Origin of the sequence: Photorhabdus sp. S10-54 (assembly GCF_963878145.1) — a bacterium.
Lineage (GTDB): Bacteria > Pseudomonadota > Gammaproteobacteria > Enterobacterales > Enterobacteriaceae > Photorhabdus > Photorhabdus kayaii.
This window is the reverse complement of record NZ_CAWNXG010000031.1, coordinates 17,358-29,904: the sequence shown is the minus strand read 5'-3', so window position 1 is coordinate 29,904 and position 12,547 is coordinate 17,358. Positions and strand designations below refer to the sequence as shown.

Annotated in this window: 17 protein-coding genes; 4 read left to right on the top strand and 13 right to left on the bottom strand. The window is 40.9% G+C overall.

What is annotated here, in order from left to right; all coding sequences use genetic code 11:
- The first annotated feature begins 898 nt into the window (after window positions 1-898).
- The 3 genes from AACQ83_RS16145 to AACQ83_RS16135 are packed head-to-tail and all read left to right on the top strand — an operon-like array spanning window position 899 to window position 2,224.
- Complete coding sequence (locus tag AACQ83_RS16145) at window positions 899-1,348, top strand: hypothetical protein (protein WP_112878645.1); 450 nt, start codon at window positions 899-901, stop codon at window positions 1,346-1,348.
- A 16-nt stretch (window positions 1,349-1,364) separates the two neighbouring features.
- A complete protein-coding gene (locus tag AACQ83_RS16140; RefSeq protein ID WP_112878644.1) occupies window positions 1,365-1,760 on the top strand; it encodes a hypothetical protein in 396 nt (131 codons plus the stop codon).
- Between the two features lie 59 nt (window positions 1,761-1,819).
- On the top strand, window positions 1,820-2,224 hold the full coding sequence (locus AACQ83_RS16135; protein WP_112878643.1) for a hypothetical protein: 405 nt from the start codon (window positions 1,820-1,822) through the stop codon (window positions 2,222-2,224).
- Here the strand turns inward: AACQ83_RS16135 and AACQ83_RS16130 are convergent.
- The 8 genes from AACQ83_RS16130 to AACQ83_RS16090 all read right to left on the bottom strand — a co-directional run bounded on the left by AACQ83_RS16130 (window position 2,212) and on the right by AACQ83_RS16090 (window position 7,427).
- Window positions 2,212-2,997 carry a DUF4225 domain-containing protein gene (locus tag AACQ83_RS16130; protein WP_112878642.1) on the bottom strand — a complete coding sequence of 262 codons (786 nt, stop codon included), beginning with the start codon at window positions 2,995-2,997 and terminating at the stop codon, window positions 2,212-2,214. The genes AACQ83_RS16135 and AACQ83_RS16130 overlap by 13 nt on opposite strands.
- A gap of 7 nt (window positions 2,998-3,004) precedes the next feature.
- Window positions 3,005-3,466 carry an Hcp family type VI secretion system effector gene (locus tag AACQ83_RS16125; protein ID WP_112878641.1) on the bottom strand — a complete coding sequence of 154 codons (462 nt, stop codon included), beginning with the start codon at window positions 3,464-3,466 and terminating at the stop codon, window positions 3,005-3,007.
- Window positions 3,467-4,005: 539 nt separating this feature from the next.
- On the bottom strand, window positions 4,006-4,320 hold the full coding sequence (locus AACQ83_RS16120) for a hypothetical protein (RefSeq protein WP_112878640.1): 315 nt from the start codon (window positions 4,318-4,320) through the stop codon (window positions 4,006-4,008).
- Between the two features lie 255 nt (window positions 4,321-4,575).
- A complete protein-coding gene (cobT, locus tag AACQ83_RS16115; RefSeq protein WP_112878639.1) occupies window positions 4,576-5,625 on the bottom strand; it encodes a nicotinate-nucleotide--dimethylbenzimidazole phosphoribosyltransferase in 1,050 nt (349 codons plus the stop codon).
- A gap of 4 nt (window positions 5,626-5,629) precedes the next feature.
- Window positions 5,630-6,247, bottom strand: coding sequence for an adenosylcobalamin/alpha-ribazole phosphatase (locus AACQ83_RS16110; RefSeq protein WP_112878638.1), 618 nt, complete (start codon window positions 6,245-6,247; stop codon window positions 5,630-5,632).
- A 323-nt stretch (window positions 6,248-6,570) separates the two neighbouring features.
- Window positions 6,571-6,861, bottom strand: a complete 291-nt coding sequence (locus tag AACQ83_RS16100; RefSeq protein ID WP_052105928.1) for a hypothetical protein — start codon at window positions 6,859-6,861, stop codon at window positions 6,571-6,573.
- The gene (locus AACQ83_RS16095; RefSeq protein WP_112878637.1) at window positions 6,854-7,204 is read right to left on the bottom strand and encodes a hypothetical protein; all 351 of its coding nucleotides are present in this window, start codon (window positions 7,202-7,204) and stop codon (window positions 6,854-6,856) included. The genes AACQ83_RS16100 and AACQ83_RS16095 overlap by 8 nt, the downstream gene beginning before the upstream one ends.
- Window positions 7,205-7,247: 43 nt before the next feature.
- On the bottom strand, window positions 7,248-7,427 hold the full coding sequence (locus AACQ83_RS16090) for a helix-turn-helix domain-containing protein (protein ID WP_112878636.1): 180 nt from the start codon (window positions 7,425-7,427) through the stop codon (window positions 7,248-7,250).
- Window positions 7,428-7,750: 323 nt separating this feature from the next.
- On the opposite strand from AACQ83_RS16090, the gene AACQ83_RS16085 reads away from it, so the two are divergent.
- Window positions 7,751-8,056, top strand: coding sequence for a HigA family addiction module antitoxin (locus AACQ83_RS16085; RefSeq protein ID WP_015833758.1), 306 nt, complete (start codon window positions 7,751-7,753; stop codon window positions 8,054-8,056).
- A gap of 46 nt (window positions 8,057-8,102) precedes the next feature.
- Here AACQ83_RS16085 and cobS read toward each other — a convergent pair whose 3' ends face one another.
- The 5 genes from cobS to cbiK form a co-directional block, all read right to left on the bottom strand.
- Window positions 8,103-8,849 carry an adenosylcobinamide-GDP ribazoletransferase gene (gene cobS, locus AACQ83_RS16080; protein ID WP_112878635.1) on the bottom strand — a complete coding sequence of 249 codons (747 nt, stop codon included), beginning with the start codon at window positions 8,847-8,849 and terminating at the stop codon, window positions 8,103-8,105.
- Window positions 8,846-9,391: a bifunctional adenosylcobinamide kinase/adenosylcobinamide-phosphate guanylyltransferase gene (gene cobU, locus AACQ83_RS16075; RefSeq protein ID WP_112878634.1), complete on the bottom strand. Its 546-nt coding sequence runs from the start codon at window positions 9,389-9,391 to the stop codon at window positions 8,846-8,848. The genes cobS and cobU overlap by 4 nt, the downstream gene beginning before the upstream one ends.
- A complete protein-coding gene (locus AACQ83_RS16070) occupies window positions 9,388-10,926 on the bottom strand; it encodes a cobyric acid synthase (protein WP_112878670.1) in 1,539 nt (512 codons plus the stop codon). Before AACQ83_RS16070 ends, cobU begins: the two co-directional genes overlap by 4 nt.
- 103 nt (window positions 10,927-11,029) lie before the next feature.
- The gene (locus AACQ83_RS16065; protein WP_112878633.1) at window positions 11,030-11,743 is read right to left on the bottom strand and encodes a cobalt-factor II C(20)-methyltransferase; all 714 of its coding nucleotides are present in this window, start codon (window positions 11,741-11,743) and stop codon (window positions 11,030-11,032) included.
- A complete protein-coding gene (cbiK, locus tag AACQ83_RS16060; protein WP_112878632.1) occupies window positions 11,743-12,537 on the bottom strand; it encodes a sirohydrochlorin cobaltochelatase in 795 nt (264 codons plus the stop codon). Before cbiK ends, AACQ83_RS16065 begins: the two co-directional genes overlap by 1 nt.
- Window positions 12,538-12,547: the final 10 nt, after the last annotated feature.

Sequence of the window (12,547 nt, the reverse complement as noted above, 5' to 3'; positions counted from 1 at the left end):
CGAAAAAAACATTATTGATCAGTAAAACAAGAATTAAATTTATAGGAAATATCGAATAATTTAACCACCACTTAAATAACTTTCCAACCATGCTAAAGTTAAAAAAATCAAAAAAAATATAATAGAATAATCATTAAGTAATATTAGAAATAATATTCCTGTAAATAATTTTATACAATTTAATGTATAGCAAGTAATAAAATAAAAATCTTTAATCCATAAAAAAACACAATATTTTACGTGTTTTTATTAAAAACTTATTCACTTTTATATTATAACCAATATTTTTCACAAAAGTGTTAATACAGAAATCCAACTAATCCGCAAAATACAGGGTTAAAATCAGCATTTATTAGGTATAATAAAATCATAATTATGTTATGATAATTCATTATATCAACAAAATATTATGAGATTGAATAGATGGATTTGGAAAAATTAAGAAAATTAACCCTCAGTAGTGGATTCACATTTAAAGAGCTTCTTATGTTGCAAAGGACTTTTAAAAATCTTGACGATGACGAAAGAAGATATGTAATAAAGTATTATACAAAAAGCGATAATATTTATAATGTCATAATAGTGCTTGCTGAAGATGCCGGCGATCCAGTGTTATTTTTTTCTCTCATGTATATAGGCATCATAATAATGGAAATTTTCCTTCACAACGAAAATACAGTATCCTATTTATCATTAGTATCGATTCTTTATATCATTTCAACCATTATATGCATATGCTATAAATCTTTTTATCACCGCTATCGTTATAATTTTTGCACATGTGTAAAATTAGTCATTTTCTATATTCGCCTCAAAATAAAAGAACAACTCAAACAGCTATAAGAAATAAGCATGTTACGGTAAAAAATTTATATAATTAAAAAACGAGTTTAAAAAAATGGATTTAATTGACTTAAGAAAATTAATATTAAATAGTGGATTCACCTTAAAAGAATTGCTTAAGATAAAGAGAAGCTTTATTATTCTACACAAAGATGCCCCTGGTATTTATCATAAATACCAAAGCAGAACAGATTGTTTTTGTCATTATCTGTTATTTATAGCTGATGAAGTCTCTTTACCATTAACATTTTCTACTTCAGTTTGTTTATTTATAATATCAGTTATGTTTTTCAGTGATATGGCATATGGAATTCCATTAATGTCATCTATTTATTTATTTTTTGCCATTTCTGCTTTTATTTATTACAGCCTCTCAGTTAGCTGTAATTTAATCACAGGTTCAAAATTGTTAATTTTCTATATTCGTTTTAAAATAAAAACAAGCCCAACTCTTAAATTCATCAATAAAACATTGATAAAAATAACCAATTATAAAACCAAATAAAATTGAGCCTAAATAAATGAACCTAACCGATTTGAGAAAATTAATATTAAATAGCGGATTCACCTTAAAAGAATTACTTAAGATAAAGAGAAGCTTTATTATTCTACACAAAGATGCTCCTGATATTTATCATAAATACCAAAGCAAAACAGATTGTTTTTGTCATTATCTGCTATTTAGAGGTGAAGAAGTATCCATGCCAATAATATATTCGACACTGATTTCTTCATTTATAATGTTAGGCATGCTTTTTAGTGGAAAAGCATATGGGATTCCATTAATGTTTTTTGTTTATTTATTAACAACAGTATCTTTTTTATTTTTATTTGGTCATTCCATTAATCTTATTACAGAATTGAAATTATCAATACTTTATTTCCGATTTAAAATAAAAAATAAATTCAACCCTTGAGTTCATCAATAAAACATGATAAAAATAACCATATAATAAAATAAATCGAGACTAAATAAATGAACCTAACCGACTTGAGAAAATTAATATTAAATAGCGGATTCACCTTAAAAGAATTACTTAAGATAAAGAGAAGCTTTATTATTCTACACAAAGATGATCCTGATATTTATCATAAATACCAAAGCAAAACAGATTGTTTTTGTCATTATCTGTTATTTATAGCTGAAGAAGTCGCCACACCATTAATACTTTTAACTTCAGTTTGTTTATTTATAATATCAGGTATGCTTTTCAGTGAAAAGGAATATAGTATTTCATTAATGTCATTTATTTACTTACTCTTTTTTACCTCATTCTCAATCTATTATAGCCTTTCCGTTAGCTGTAATCCTATCACAGGATTAAAGTTAACAACACTCTATATTCGTTTTAAAATAAAAAACAGATTTCAATCATCATAAAGCTTATATATGTCCTCTACTAAAAGTTTGACTTTATATATACTACCAGATATTTGAATGGTTAAAATAGGATTTGGTGTTAACCGCCATTTTCTAGTAAAATCCGAATTAATATATCTGAACAATTTCCCCGTTCCCGGTTTAAGCTTGAGCATTCCATACGTTCCATATAAACTTGCCACTAAATCAACCGAACTATAAGCAACATCAGCTACATCATCACCATAACCTAAAGCATGAGAGATATGCCTATATCCTTCCCTAACCCAGCCTATATCTTGATTCTCATAAAGAATCGGAGTAATAGATTCATAAGCATTATTAATCCCATGTGCCAACAAAACAACCCCCATAGACTTAACCTTTTTAGATTTTAGCAATTTACTTGAATTAAAAATTGCAATACCAGCAGCTGACTGAACAATACCAGCAACAACCCCACCGCCTATTTTTGCGTATTTAACCACACCGTGATCTTCAAATATATCGGTTACAATATATTTGGTATAATCCTTACGCCTTAAAGCCTGATATTCTTTTTCCGTTATTTCATATTCATCTTTTACTTCATAAACCAATCTCTTTTTTTCACTTACATCAAAGGTATTTTTGAACTCACGTGTTTTTATATTAACAAAGTCATCAATTTCTTTTAAATATGACATTCTCAACTGGCTATCTTCTATAAAAAAGCTGGCAGCCAAGTGTGCTTTACGCTTCAATGACGAAGCGTAATTATTTAAATCATAAGAAAGATGAGATATCCCTTTCATAAAAGCCTCAATAAACGTTGTCTTCCCATATGCTATATGCACTGGTGCCAGACATCACATGTTCCCACGTTATTGATTTATACATCAAAGATAAACTTTCCTGTGGCTGGCATTCATTATGCGTAGATGAATTTGGATAAAAGCCATTCAATCCACATATATACGCGCCAGTGAGTTTTATCTTATAATAGAGTTCTAAACCACCTTTAGTTGACGTTCTGTAAAAATAAAAAATACATTGCAGCGATTCTTTATTGGTTATGGCTAATCCCAAAAGAGGAGAAGACTTATCTATTGGTTTTCTTATCTCAACCGGTTGATGGTTAACATGTTGACCTCTGGTTATATTGGAAGTCAATTCATAAACAAATATATGGTCTTCATGACCAAGCTGACATGTGTTACCAATAGAATCAACCGTTGAACATCCTTGTGATATCAAACCTTGTTTATATCCGTCATCTTTCAAGTTGCCTCTTTGTTGGCGGCACTCGCTCACCCCAGTCACATAGTTATCTATGCTCCCGGGGATTCACTCCCTTGCCGTCGCGATGCATCTTGAAATCCATAGGGTATATCACCCTTAATTTCCAAATAGATTATATTTGCCATAAAAAATCATCAATTAGTTAACATTCAAAAATATGAATATATAGTATATTGATAAGAAATGTAATATAGGTGTTGGTTTCATTTCCAAAGAGTGTGATAAACCTCATGACAAGAAAAATTTCATTAATCCTTTGGTGTTAGAAATAGAATTTAATTGCTATAAATATTCCACTTAAATCAACCTTGAAACCCAAAACGACTAATTATAATGAAAGCCATTAACAACTAAATATCACGAGATATATTTACTGGAAACACTTAAAGTTATTGTTTAATAGAATAGCCAACCCCAAAAGAGTGAAATTTAATATCAAATAAAGGATGGCAGGTTAAAACCTGCCTCCTTATCGGTTTGCTAGATAATTAAATTCTTAAAATATGACCATAAAAGTTCAATTACCAATTCCAAAACTGCGATGTAACTTCAATTTCTGCGTTGTAAATAGTGCTGAGATTGGTGACTATAATTTTATAGAAATAAACAGCGTTAACAGGTGCGAGAAATGTTTTCGTCTCACCGGGGTAGACATCAATATAGCCATATTGATTATAATCTCCAATTGGAGGAGCCCAGTAATTTATCGCCCTAATAGGTGCCGAGCTGTTGTTTTTTATAATTGCTTCAGGGTAGTGATTGGGAAATATTATATTTCCATGCTTAAAAATCTCAAAGGATTGATTAGGATTTATATATATAAGTTTTGATGACATTTTATCTCTTCCTTATTATTACTGTTATTTGGCGGCATATATAACAAGTGATTTTACTTGTGAAATTTAACTTAACATTTTCCATGAACAGTTAAACACTGAAATTTATCAGTGAAGTAAAAGGAATACGATATACGAATTCATCGTATATAAGTCATCATTCAATGAAACAGTGGAATTGACAGCATTTCAAACCTGCCAGCAACAAACTCTTTTATTTTCTTATTAATGCTGGTTATTAAATTGTCCTGACAATTAAAACGGTAACACAATATTACTTTCAGCAAGTAGCCCCATATTGTTATACATAGCACAAGCCGCATCCACCAGATGCATAGCCAACGCAGCACCGCTGCCTTCCCCCAAACGCATGTCCAAATGTAAATAAGGTTCCAATTGCAAATGCTGCAACGCAATAATGGAGCCTTTCTCTGCCGATAAGTGCGAAGGGATTAGATAATGACGTACATCAGGTGCAATTCGACAAGCAGCCAACGCCGCCGCGTAAGAAGGGAATCCATCCAGAATCACCGGCAGCCCGGCAGAGGCCGCACCTAACATGACTCCCGTCATCCCCACCAAATCATAACCACCGACTTTCGCCAATACATCAATGCTATCTCTGGCATCAGGTCGATTGATTTCAATCGCTTGTTGCACAACCGCCACTTTGTGATGCAGGCGTTCTCTGGGGAAGTTAGCTCCAATGCCTACGATCTGTTGTGGATGGTTGTCCGTAAGGACACAGATCACAGCAGCCGCCGGTGTGGTATTCGCCATGCCCAATTCGCCCACACCAAACAGTTTCACGCCATTTGCAACCTGTTCCAGCGTCAGGTGTGCGCTTGCCAGCAATAGATCTTCTGCTTGCTGACGGCTCATCGCCGGCCCTTGAGCAATGTTGCCACTGCCACGCCCCATCTTCATGTTCACTAATCCCGGCAACGGATCACTATCAATGCCTACGTCCACAACTTTCACATCAGCACCCGCATTTGCCGCCAGCACGCAAACACCGGTGCACCCTTTCATCATATTCTGCGCATGAATAGCCGTCGCTGACTTAGGCGATATGGTCACGCCTTCGTCATAAACCCCATGATCAGCAACCATCACAATAATCTGTTTACGATCAATATGATGGCCCGATAGTCCCCACATTCCGGCAAGCTGAATCGCCAGATGTTCCAGACGTCCGAAACTACCTGTCGGTTTAACCAGCCCATCCAATCGGGTAGCAGTACGCGCCATCGCAACGTTATCCAATGGCACAATAGTATTGATGATCGATGACAATGTTTGCATGGTGTTATTTCCGTATCTCAGGCAGCCAGTCAGTCCGGCTATTAAATGTGCGCAATGTCGTAAATCCATGTTGGATTTCCACGACACTGTATGCTCCCTGTTCAAAATGAAAATGCCACATAGCCGCAGGCGGCATAGCTAGCAGACGCGCCAGTAACAAGCCCAATACCCCCTGATGCGCGACTAATAACAGATTATCCTGACTTTCTTGTATCAGCAGTTGCTGAACCACATGTTCTATCCGGGCCGCAAATGTCGGAAAAGTTTCACCCCCGGTCGGGGATGCCTGTTGCCAATCTGCTAACCAGGCAGCCCAAGCTTGAGCGTCTTCATGTTGTAAATCACGGTGATGGCGCATTTCCCATGCGCCGAAATGCATCTCATTGAGTTGAGCATCAATGCTAGCTGATAGCGAATGATCGGCCAGAATAATCTCCGCAGTATGGCGCGCCCGCCGTAACGTGCTGCTTATCGCTTGTGAAAATGTCACTGCCGATAGATAGTGAGCAACTTGCCGAGCCTGATTGATTCCCGTTTCAGTCAACTCCACATCCGTCATACCACAGAAAACACCGCTCAGATTCGCTTCTGTTTGACCGTGCCGAACCAAAAATAGTCGCATCGTCGTTACTCAACCTCAGATGTGTTTAAGAGCGGTTAATTCAGAAACACGTAGATTCAGACTCGTTTTTTAGCATGTTACCCCCATTCATCATAAAATGACTTGCGAATGTGTATCGTAGTACATGTCCCGCCAGCCTTTTTGCTAGATTGGGAATCATTGATTTAATACCGTTTTGGGTAGCGATTACCCAACGTTCATATGTTGCACTTCGGACTTTGTGCCGAAGCGCTTACGAATATGCTTGCCCTTGCGGGCGAACATCAGCAAGGTACTGCCCGCTACCCAGTTTGGATACACTCACAAAATACCTACCAAAAATTTCACCCAAACAAATAACGAGCCACAGCTAATGCCAACCCAGCGGTACCAATTATGGTTGCAGCTAACCACTTCGTCTGTGCACTGATTTCTTTATGTAGATCGCCTTTTGTCGCAAACTCTTCAGATCGAGTTGTTAGCTTGGTTAACTCTATCTTTATTTGCATGACATCTGATTCAAGACGCGCCACTCTTGGCTCTAAACTGCCACCATCACCGCCATCATTACGGGTAGTATCCATATCATCACCCCCTTTACGTTTAGTACTATTCATATAAGATATATTACTCATCATGTGATCCTTTCTCTTGCTGACTCAACCAATGAAGCACAGATCTGACCTCATGAGTGGTAATATAGCCACAATTATCACAACTGAGTTTATAATAATAATTAGCATCACTGTCGGTAGGTTGTTCTGGTGCGTGTCTGAAAAAAGTAACAAATGTTTTGCTAACCGATTGCCCATGAAGCAAGTCAGCAACCACAGCTTTGCTTGTCTCAGCAATAACTTGCTCACCAATACTGTGGCACATCGGGCATATTCGAGTTACTTTCTTCGCGTCCAAGAACTTGAAGAAAGTATCAGCATTTATTGTTTCCAACTTCTTAATAAGTTTGTTTTTGTCTTTCATTTAATCACTATCATAAATGTTTTCGTTTAATGAGTTTCTTAACTTATAAACAAAGGGGAACCCACCACACCCCCAACGTATGTATATCTTTATGCCCCGTTTCATAATTTTTTACAGTACGCAAACCCAATCCTAATTCTTTTGCAAATGCGACTTGCGTTAGCCCCTCTGCTTTTCTAATGAGTTTAAGTTTTTCCGCATAACTGTTTGACAAGACTCCCATAGGAGATCATCCTCATGTTGAAGCCTCCACCTGGAGACCTTAAAGTACGACGAAATTCGGATAAGGACTTGGGAAGAATAAACTATGCCAGCTAAAAGACCTAAACCTATTGTTATAAAAATGCCCGATTGCCTTGTTGTTTTCTGCCTGCCATACCACTCAAAGCTAACGCTTTCAGCATATGCGGAGGTTACAGATCAAACGGTCAGAACCTCCAACAACAAGCCAATGAGCAAAGATTGATACTGACAAAAAAGAAGAAAGACAGAAAACGTGAAGTAAATACGGTTTTATTATTCCTCTTGGATTTCACAGGAAACTTTATGGATACCAGAACAGCAGAACCTACTACTGTAGGCGAGATGTTGACTGAAGAGTTTTTGAAACCCTTGAAAATAACTCAACAGCAGTTGGCGAATGCGATGGGTGTTTCTCGTAAAGTTATCGGTCAGATTGTGAATAATTCCCGGCGCCTGTCCGTCGAAGAGGCCACACAATTAGCCGGTTTATTTGAAACGGACGAGGATTTTTGGATTAACCTCCAAGCAGCTCATGATCGCTGGGAAAGTCGCCAGATTTCCGCCCGTAAGCATTACGCACCTATTACTGTTATTCTCTCAGCCAGCTAATGATTGGCGTAAGAATAGGGAGTTGGACATTCTGTTAGGAAGTTACTCACAGTAACGCCAGTAAAAACACCAACTCCCCAACTTCCACTGACGCTCCAAGGGTATCACCGGTCTGACCGCCTAATCGTCGATGCAGATACACCGCCAGCAACCCGATAACCAACAACGTAATCGCCAATGCCAACACACCAAACCAGCGCATCAGTAGAGCAATCAACATTGCCCCACCTAACAATGTCAACAGTGTCTGATAACCATTAACCCGACCGATATAGAGATTCCCCAACCCAATTCCTTCACGAGCACAACGCTGGCGGTACATTAACAAGATAATCGCACTCCTACCCGCAATAGATGCGGCAGTCAAAGCCATTAACATAGGAGCACCACGCAAAGATAATTCGCTTACCACCAGCACTTTCGCCAAAATAAGCAAGATCAATGCCAACCCACCATTTGTTCCCAAACGGCTATCACGCATAATCTCTAACATTCTTTCCCGCTTACGGGCAGAAAACACGCCATCACAGGTATCCGCTAAACCATCAAGATGAAGAGCCCCGGTTAATAGCGCCAGCGCTAATACGTAACCCAGCGCCGCCAAGGGCGCGCCACACCAAGGCGCCAGCAAGGTAAAAACCACCGCCGAAAGCATACCGACAATCAATCCAACCAATGGGAAACTCGCTATGCCACGCACGTACTGATCGATTTCTAATCCCCGTGTCCAGCGCGATGGTACCGGGATGCGAGTCATAAATTGTAAGGTGGCAAGAAACAAGCGCAGATTCATTTAATTTTTACCTCAATTCCCGATACCATCAAAAATACTTCACTGGCAGCCGCCGCCAGCCGCTGGTTAACCCTTCCGGCAATATCGCGGAAATGGCGGGCCAGACGGTTCTCCGGCACAATGCCCATGCCTAATTCGTTAGTGACCAGATATATCGGGGAAGTCATGCAAGTACAAGCCGCTAACAGATCGCTAATTTGCTGCTGAATTCCCACCTCCAATACAGCAAAGTCCATGTGTTCAGGTGGCGTCTCTCCAGCTTGCTCAAATAATAGGTTGGTAATTAAGGTGGTGATACATTCCAAGATAACCGCTTCTCCCGGTCGGGTTTGCGTCGTGATAACTGCACCGAGATCGCGATAGCCTTCCCATGTACGCCAATGAGCCGGCCGATTTTCGCGGTGCAGTTGTATACGTTCAGCCATTTCACTGTCTGTCACTACGGCAGTCGCAATATACAATACCTGTTCACTCGCTTGTGCCACCAGCCTCTCTGCCAGCGCACTTTTACCACTTCTAGCCCCCCCAGTGATTAAGATCACGGAGCCGAACCTTGTCGATGGGTTTTCATGCACTGATAAATCCGTTCTATATCCAGATGTTCACGCATGGCTTTCGCCAGCAGGTCAAACTGCGTCTGTTTGTAGTGGGTATAATCCAGTGTTTCCCCTTGATAAGCCGCCAATCCTTTGCGCTGACGCAGAGCATTAAGTAGAGCGCGGGTAAAATTAGCGCTATCAAATAAGCCATGAATATAACTGCCCATCACGCTACCCTCTCGATTAATCGCACCATCGCACCAGCTACCCAACCGGCCGTTACGCTCAGTAATACAGGCAAACGGTATTGCATCCGCCCCTAATAACGAATTGCCCATATGAATTTCATAACCCCGAATAGGCTGCTCAATGCAGTCTGATAGCAGGCCCGGCAATGCCGACAAGCACTTACCATTTACTCTGGTTGTCACTTTTTCATCGGCAAAGCGGGTTTCCATATCCAGCAGTCCAAGGCCATCCATCTGTTCAATGCCCGATTCCACACCATCAATGATCCGTTTCCCCAACATTTGATAACCACCGCAGATACCGATAACAGGAACACCCGACTGATGTGCGGTTAACAAAGCATCCGCTAACCCATTCTGTCTCAGCCATTGCAAATCTCCCAATGTGTTTTTGCTACCGGGCAAGATAATCAGATCCGACGGCTGCAACGCGGATGGTTGAGTCACATAACGCAAGCGAACATCCGGTTGCACCGCCAGCGCGTTAAAGTCAGTAAAATTAGCAATATGAGGCAAACGAATCACCGCAATATCCAGCGCCTTTTCTGTTGCGCCATCATATTTGCCCGTTTGTAGCGCTACGCCGTCTTCATCTTCCAGATCAATATTCAACCAAGGCATGACACCCAATACAGGCACGCCAGTTAAAGCTTCAATCTGTTCAATACCCGGCTGGAGCAGGCTGACATCACCTCGGAATTTATTGATGATCACCCCTTTTACCCGCGCTTTCTCCTCCGGGCGCAACAGTGCCAATGTGCCATAGATGGCCGCAAATACGCCGCCGCGATCGATATCCGCTACCAACAACACAGGGGCATCCACCATCTCCGCCATTCCCATGTTAACAATATCTCGATCTCGCAGGTTAATCTCCGCCGGACTGCCAGCCCCTTCCAGCACAATGACGTCATATTCACTCGCCAGACTGTGAAAAACCTCACAAATTTGCTGCTGTAAACTGGGCTTGTATTGGTGATATTCCACCGCATTCATGCTACAGGCTACTTTTCCCATCAACACAACTTGCGCCTTACGCTCACTGGTGGGTTTAAGCAATACCGGGTTCATCCGCACATCAGGCTCGATACCCGCCGCCTCTGCCTGAAAAATCTGCGCCCTGCCCATCTCTTCACCGTTACTAGTGATACCAGAATTCAACGCCATATTCTGTGATTTAAACGGCGCACAGCGATAACCATCCTGAACAAAGATACGGCACAATCCTGCAACCAGTACACTTTTCCCAACATCGGATGCTGTACCCTGCAACATTAAAGACAAGCCCATCATGCTATCTCCTTTATATTGGTGTAGCAGAGCAAAAAGCTGCTCCTCAGTTTTTACCGCCGCGATTCCATTCGCCATGCAGCTTTAGCTGCCTTTCCGACGCTTATTTCTCAGTATGCCACTGTTTATTCACCAGAATGGTGGAGAAATAAGGTAATTTTTGTTCGGCGTCTATCTGATCTAAACGGCGCCAGCACTGTTCACTTGGCAATGTAGCATCCGCCATCAATAAAGCATGTTCAAACAAATTCAGGCGCGCCAACAACGCACTCACGGTGGTAAAACGGTTATAAACTTTCATCAGCACCACACAATCATGCGTTTGCAGTGCCTGCTCCAGCTCGGCTTCCGGCGCAGTACAAGACATTATCGCCATTGATTGCTGTTCCATCGCCAGTGGTAATACGGTACGCGCGGCAATCGCAGCAAAAGAGGTGATGCCAGGGACAATTTCCAACCACTCTTGCCGACCAATTCGCGCCAGCAAAAAGACCCAAGTACTGAACAACATGGCATCACCCAACGTGATAAAACCCACTTGCCGCCCTTGCGCTACTTCATCTTGTAACTGTTGCGCGACTTCATCCCATACCGCCTGTTTCTCTTCGCCATTACTGTTCATCGGAAAATGGCAGGTACGAATTTCCGTGTGAGGTAGCAGGTATTCACGCACGATGGAGAGCGCCAGACTATCTCCTCCTTTACGCCCGGCAGGGGCATAAAGCACATCAAGGCCAGCGAGTATTCGCGCTGCACGCACGGTCACCAAGTCACTCGCTCCCGGACCAACACCTATAGCATAAAGTTTTCCATTCATCACACCACCTCCCGCTGATCTGCCTGTAATGCGTCTGTCAAGTGTTGAACGAACATCTGGCGAATTAATGGATTTTCACCTAATCCCTGTAACCAAGATTGCGTTTTGATCCCAACCGCTTCTAATTGAGAACGCCACGAATCCGGCTCATCCGATGCCATATCGTTAATCGCATGATCGCCAGCCACCATCATTAATGGCATCAAATGTACTTTACGCACCGCCTGTCGCCGCAAGCGGATAATGATATTATCGATTTCCGGGTAGCTCTCCACCGCGCCAACCAACGCCGGGAAATTATGTGAATTCATCAGGTGATCAAGACACGCGTAAGCAGAAAAGGCATGATGGGTTGCACCATGTCCCATAAACACCACCCGCTCATCCTCGGCTAATAGCGGCATCTGACTTTTCAGGGCAATAAGCAGTTGTTGATAATCGGCAAAACTGTTAAGCAGCGGTGTGCCTACTACTAATCGTTGGAAATGATCACTAAAGGTACGCACTTCACTGACAATCTTTTCATATTCATCACCGTTGATGACATGGAGGGATTGAATAGCCACATCCTGATACCCCTCATTGACCAAACGCTCCAACGCCTGACGTGGGTTATCTACCTGTAAACCATCACGTTTTTTTAATTTACGGATGATCATCTCTGAGGTGAATGCACGATATAGATCGCGATCACGGTAAGCTGCTGCCAGTTGTTGTTCACAGACATCAATATTCTTTTGTCGGGTTTGATGATAGCTGGTACCAAAGCTGATGATTAATAATGCTTTTTTCATTTTATTGCCC

What these genes read in the sequence shown, in the direction of transcription:
- AACQ83_RS16095 (WP_112878637.1), bottom strand. Translation starts at nt 7,204, where the DNA reads ATGAAAGACAAAAACAAACTTATTAAGAAGTTGGAAACAATAAATGCT.
- AACQ83_RS16110 (WP_112878638.1), bottom strand. Translation starts at nt 6,247, where the DNA reads ATGCGACTATTTTTGGTTCGGCACGGTCAAACAGAAGCGAATCTGAGC.
- AACQ83_RS16120 (WP_112878640.1), bottom strand. Translation starts at nt 4,320, where the DNA reads ATGTCATCAAAACTTATATATATAAATCCTAATCAATCCTTTGAGATT.
- AACQ83_RS16135 (WP_112878643.1), top strand. Translation starts at nt 1,820, where the DNA reads ATGAACCTAACCGACTTGAGAAAATTAATATTAAATAGCGGATTCACC.
- AACQ83_RS16085 (WP_015833758.1), top strand. Translation starts at nt 7,751, where the DNA reads ATGGATACCAGAACAGCAGAACCTACTACTGTAGGCGAGATGTTGACT.
- AACQ83_RS16130 (WP_112878642.1), bottom strand. Translation starts at nt 2,997, where the DNA reads ATGAAAGGGATATCTCATCTTTCTTATGATTTAAATAATTACGCTTCG.
- AACQ83_RS16065 (WP_112878633.1), bottom strand. Translation starts at nt 11,743, where the DNA reads ATGAATGGAAAACTTTATGCTATAGGTGTTGGTCCGGGAGCGAGTGAC.
- cobT (WP_112878639.1), bottom strand. Translation starts at nt 5,625, where the DNA reads ATGCAAACATTGTCATCGATCATCAATACTATTGTGCCATTGGATAAC.
- AACQ83_RS16140 (WP_112878644.1), top strand. Translation starts at nt 1,365, where the DNA reads ATGAACCTAACCGATTTGAGAAAATTAATATTAAATAGCGGATTCACC.
- cobS (WP_112878635.1), bottom strand. Translation starts at nt 8,849, where the DNA reads ATGAATCTGCGCTTGTTTCTTGCCACCTTACAATTTATGACTCGCATC.
- AACQ83_RS16100 (WP_052105928.1), bottom strand. Translation starts at nt 6,861, where the DNA reads ATGAGTAATATATCTTATATGAATAGTACTAAACGTAAAGGGGGTGAT.
- AACQ83_RS16090 (WP_112878636.1), bottom strand. Translation starts at nt 7,427, where the DNA reads ATGGGAGTCTTGTCAAACAGTTATGCGGAAAAACTTAAACTCATTAGA.
- AACQ83_RS16070 (WP_112878670.1), bottom strand. Translation starts at nt 10,926, where the DNA reads ATGGGCTTGTCTTTAATGTTGCAGGGTACAGCATCCGATGTTGGGAAA.
- AACQ83_RS16145 (WP_112878645.1), top strand. Translation starts at nt 899, where the DNA reads ATGGATTTAATTGACTTAAGAAAATTAATATTAAATAGTGGATTCACC.
- cbiK (WP_112878632.1), bottom strand. Translation starts at nt 12,537, where the DNA reads ATGAAAAAAGCATTATTAATCATCAGCTTTGGTACCAGCTATCATCAA.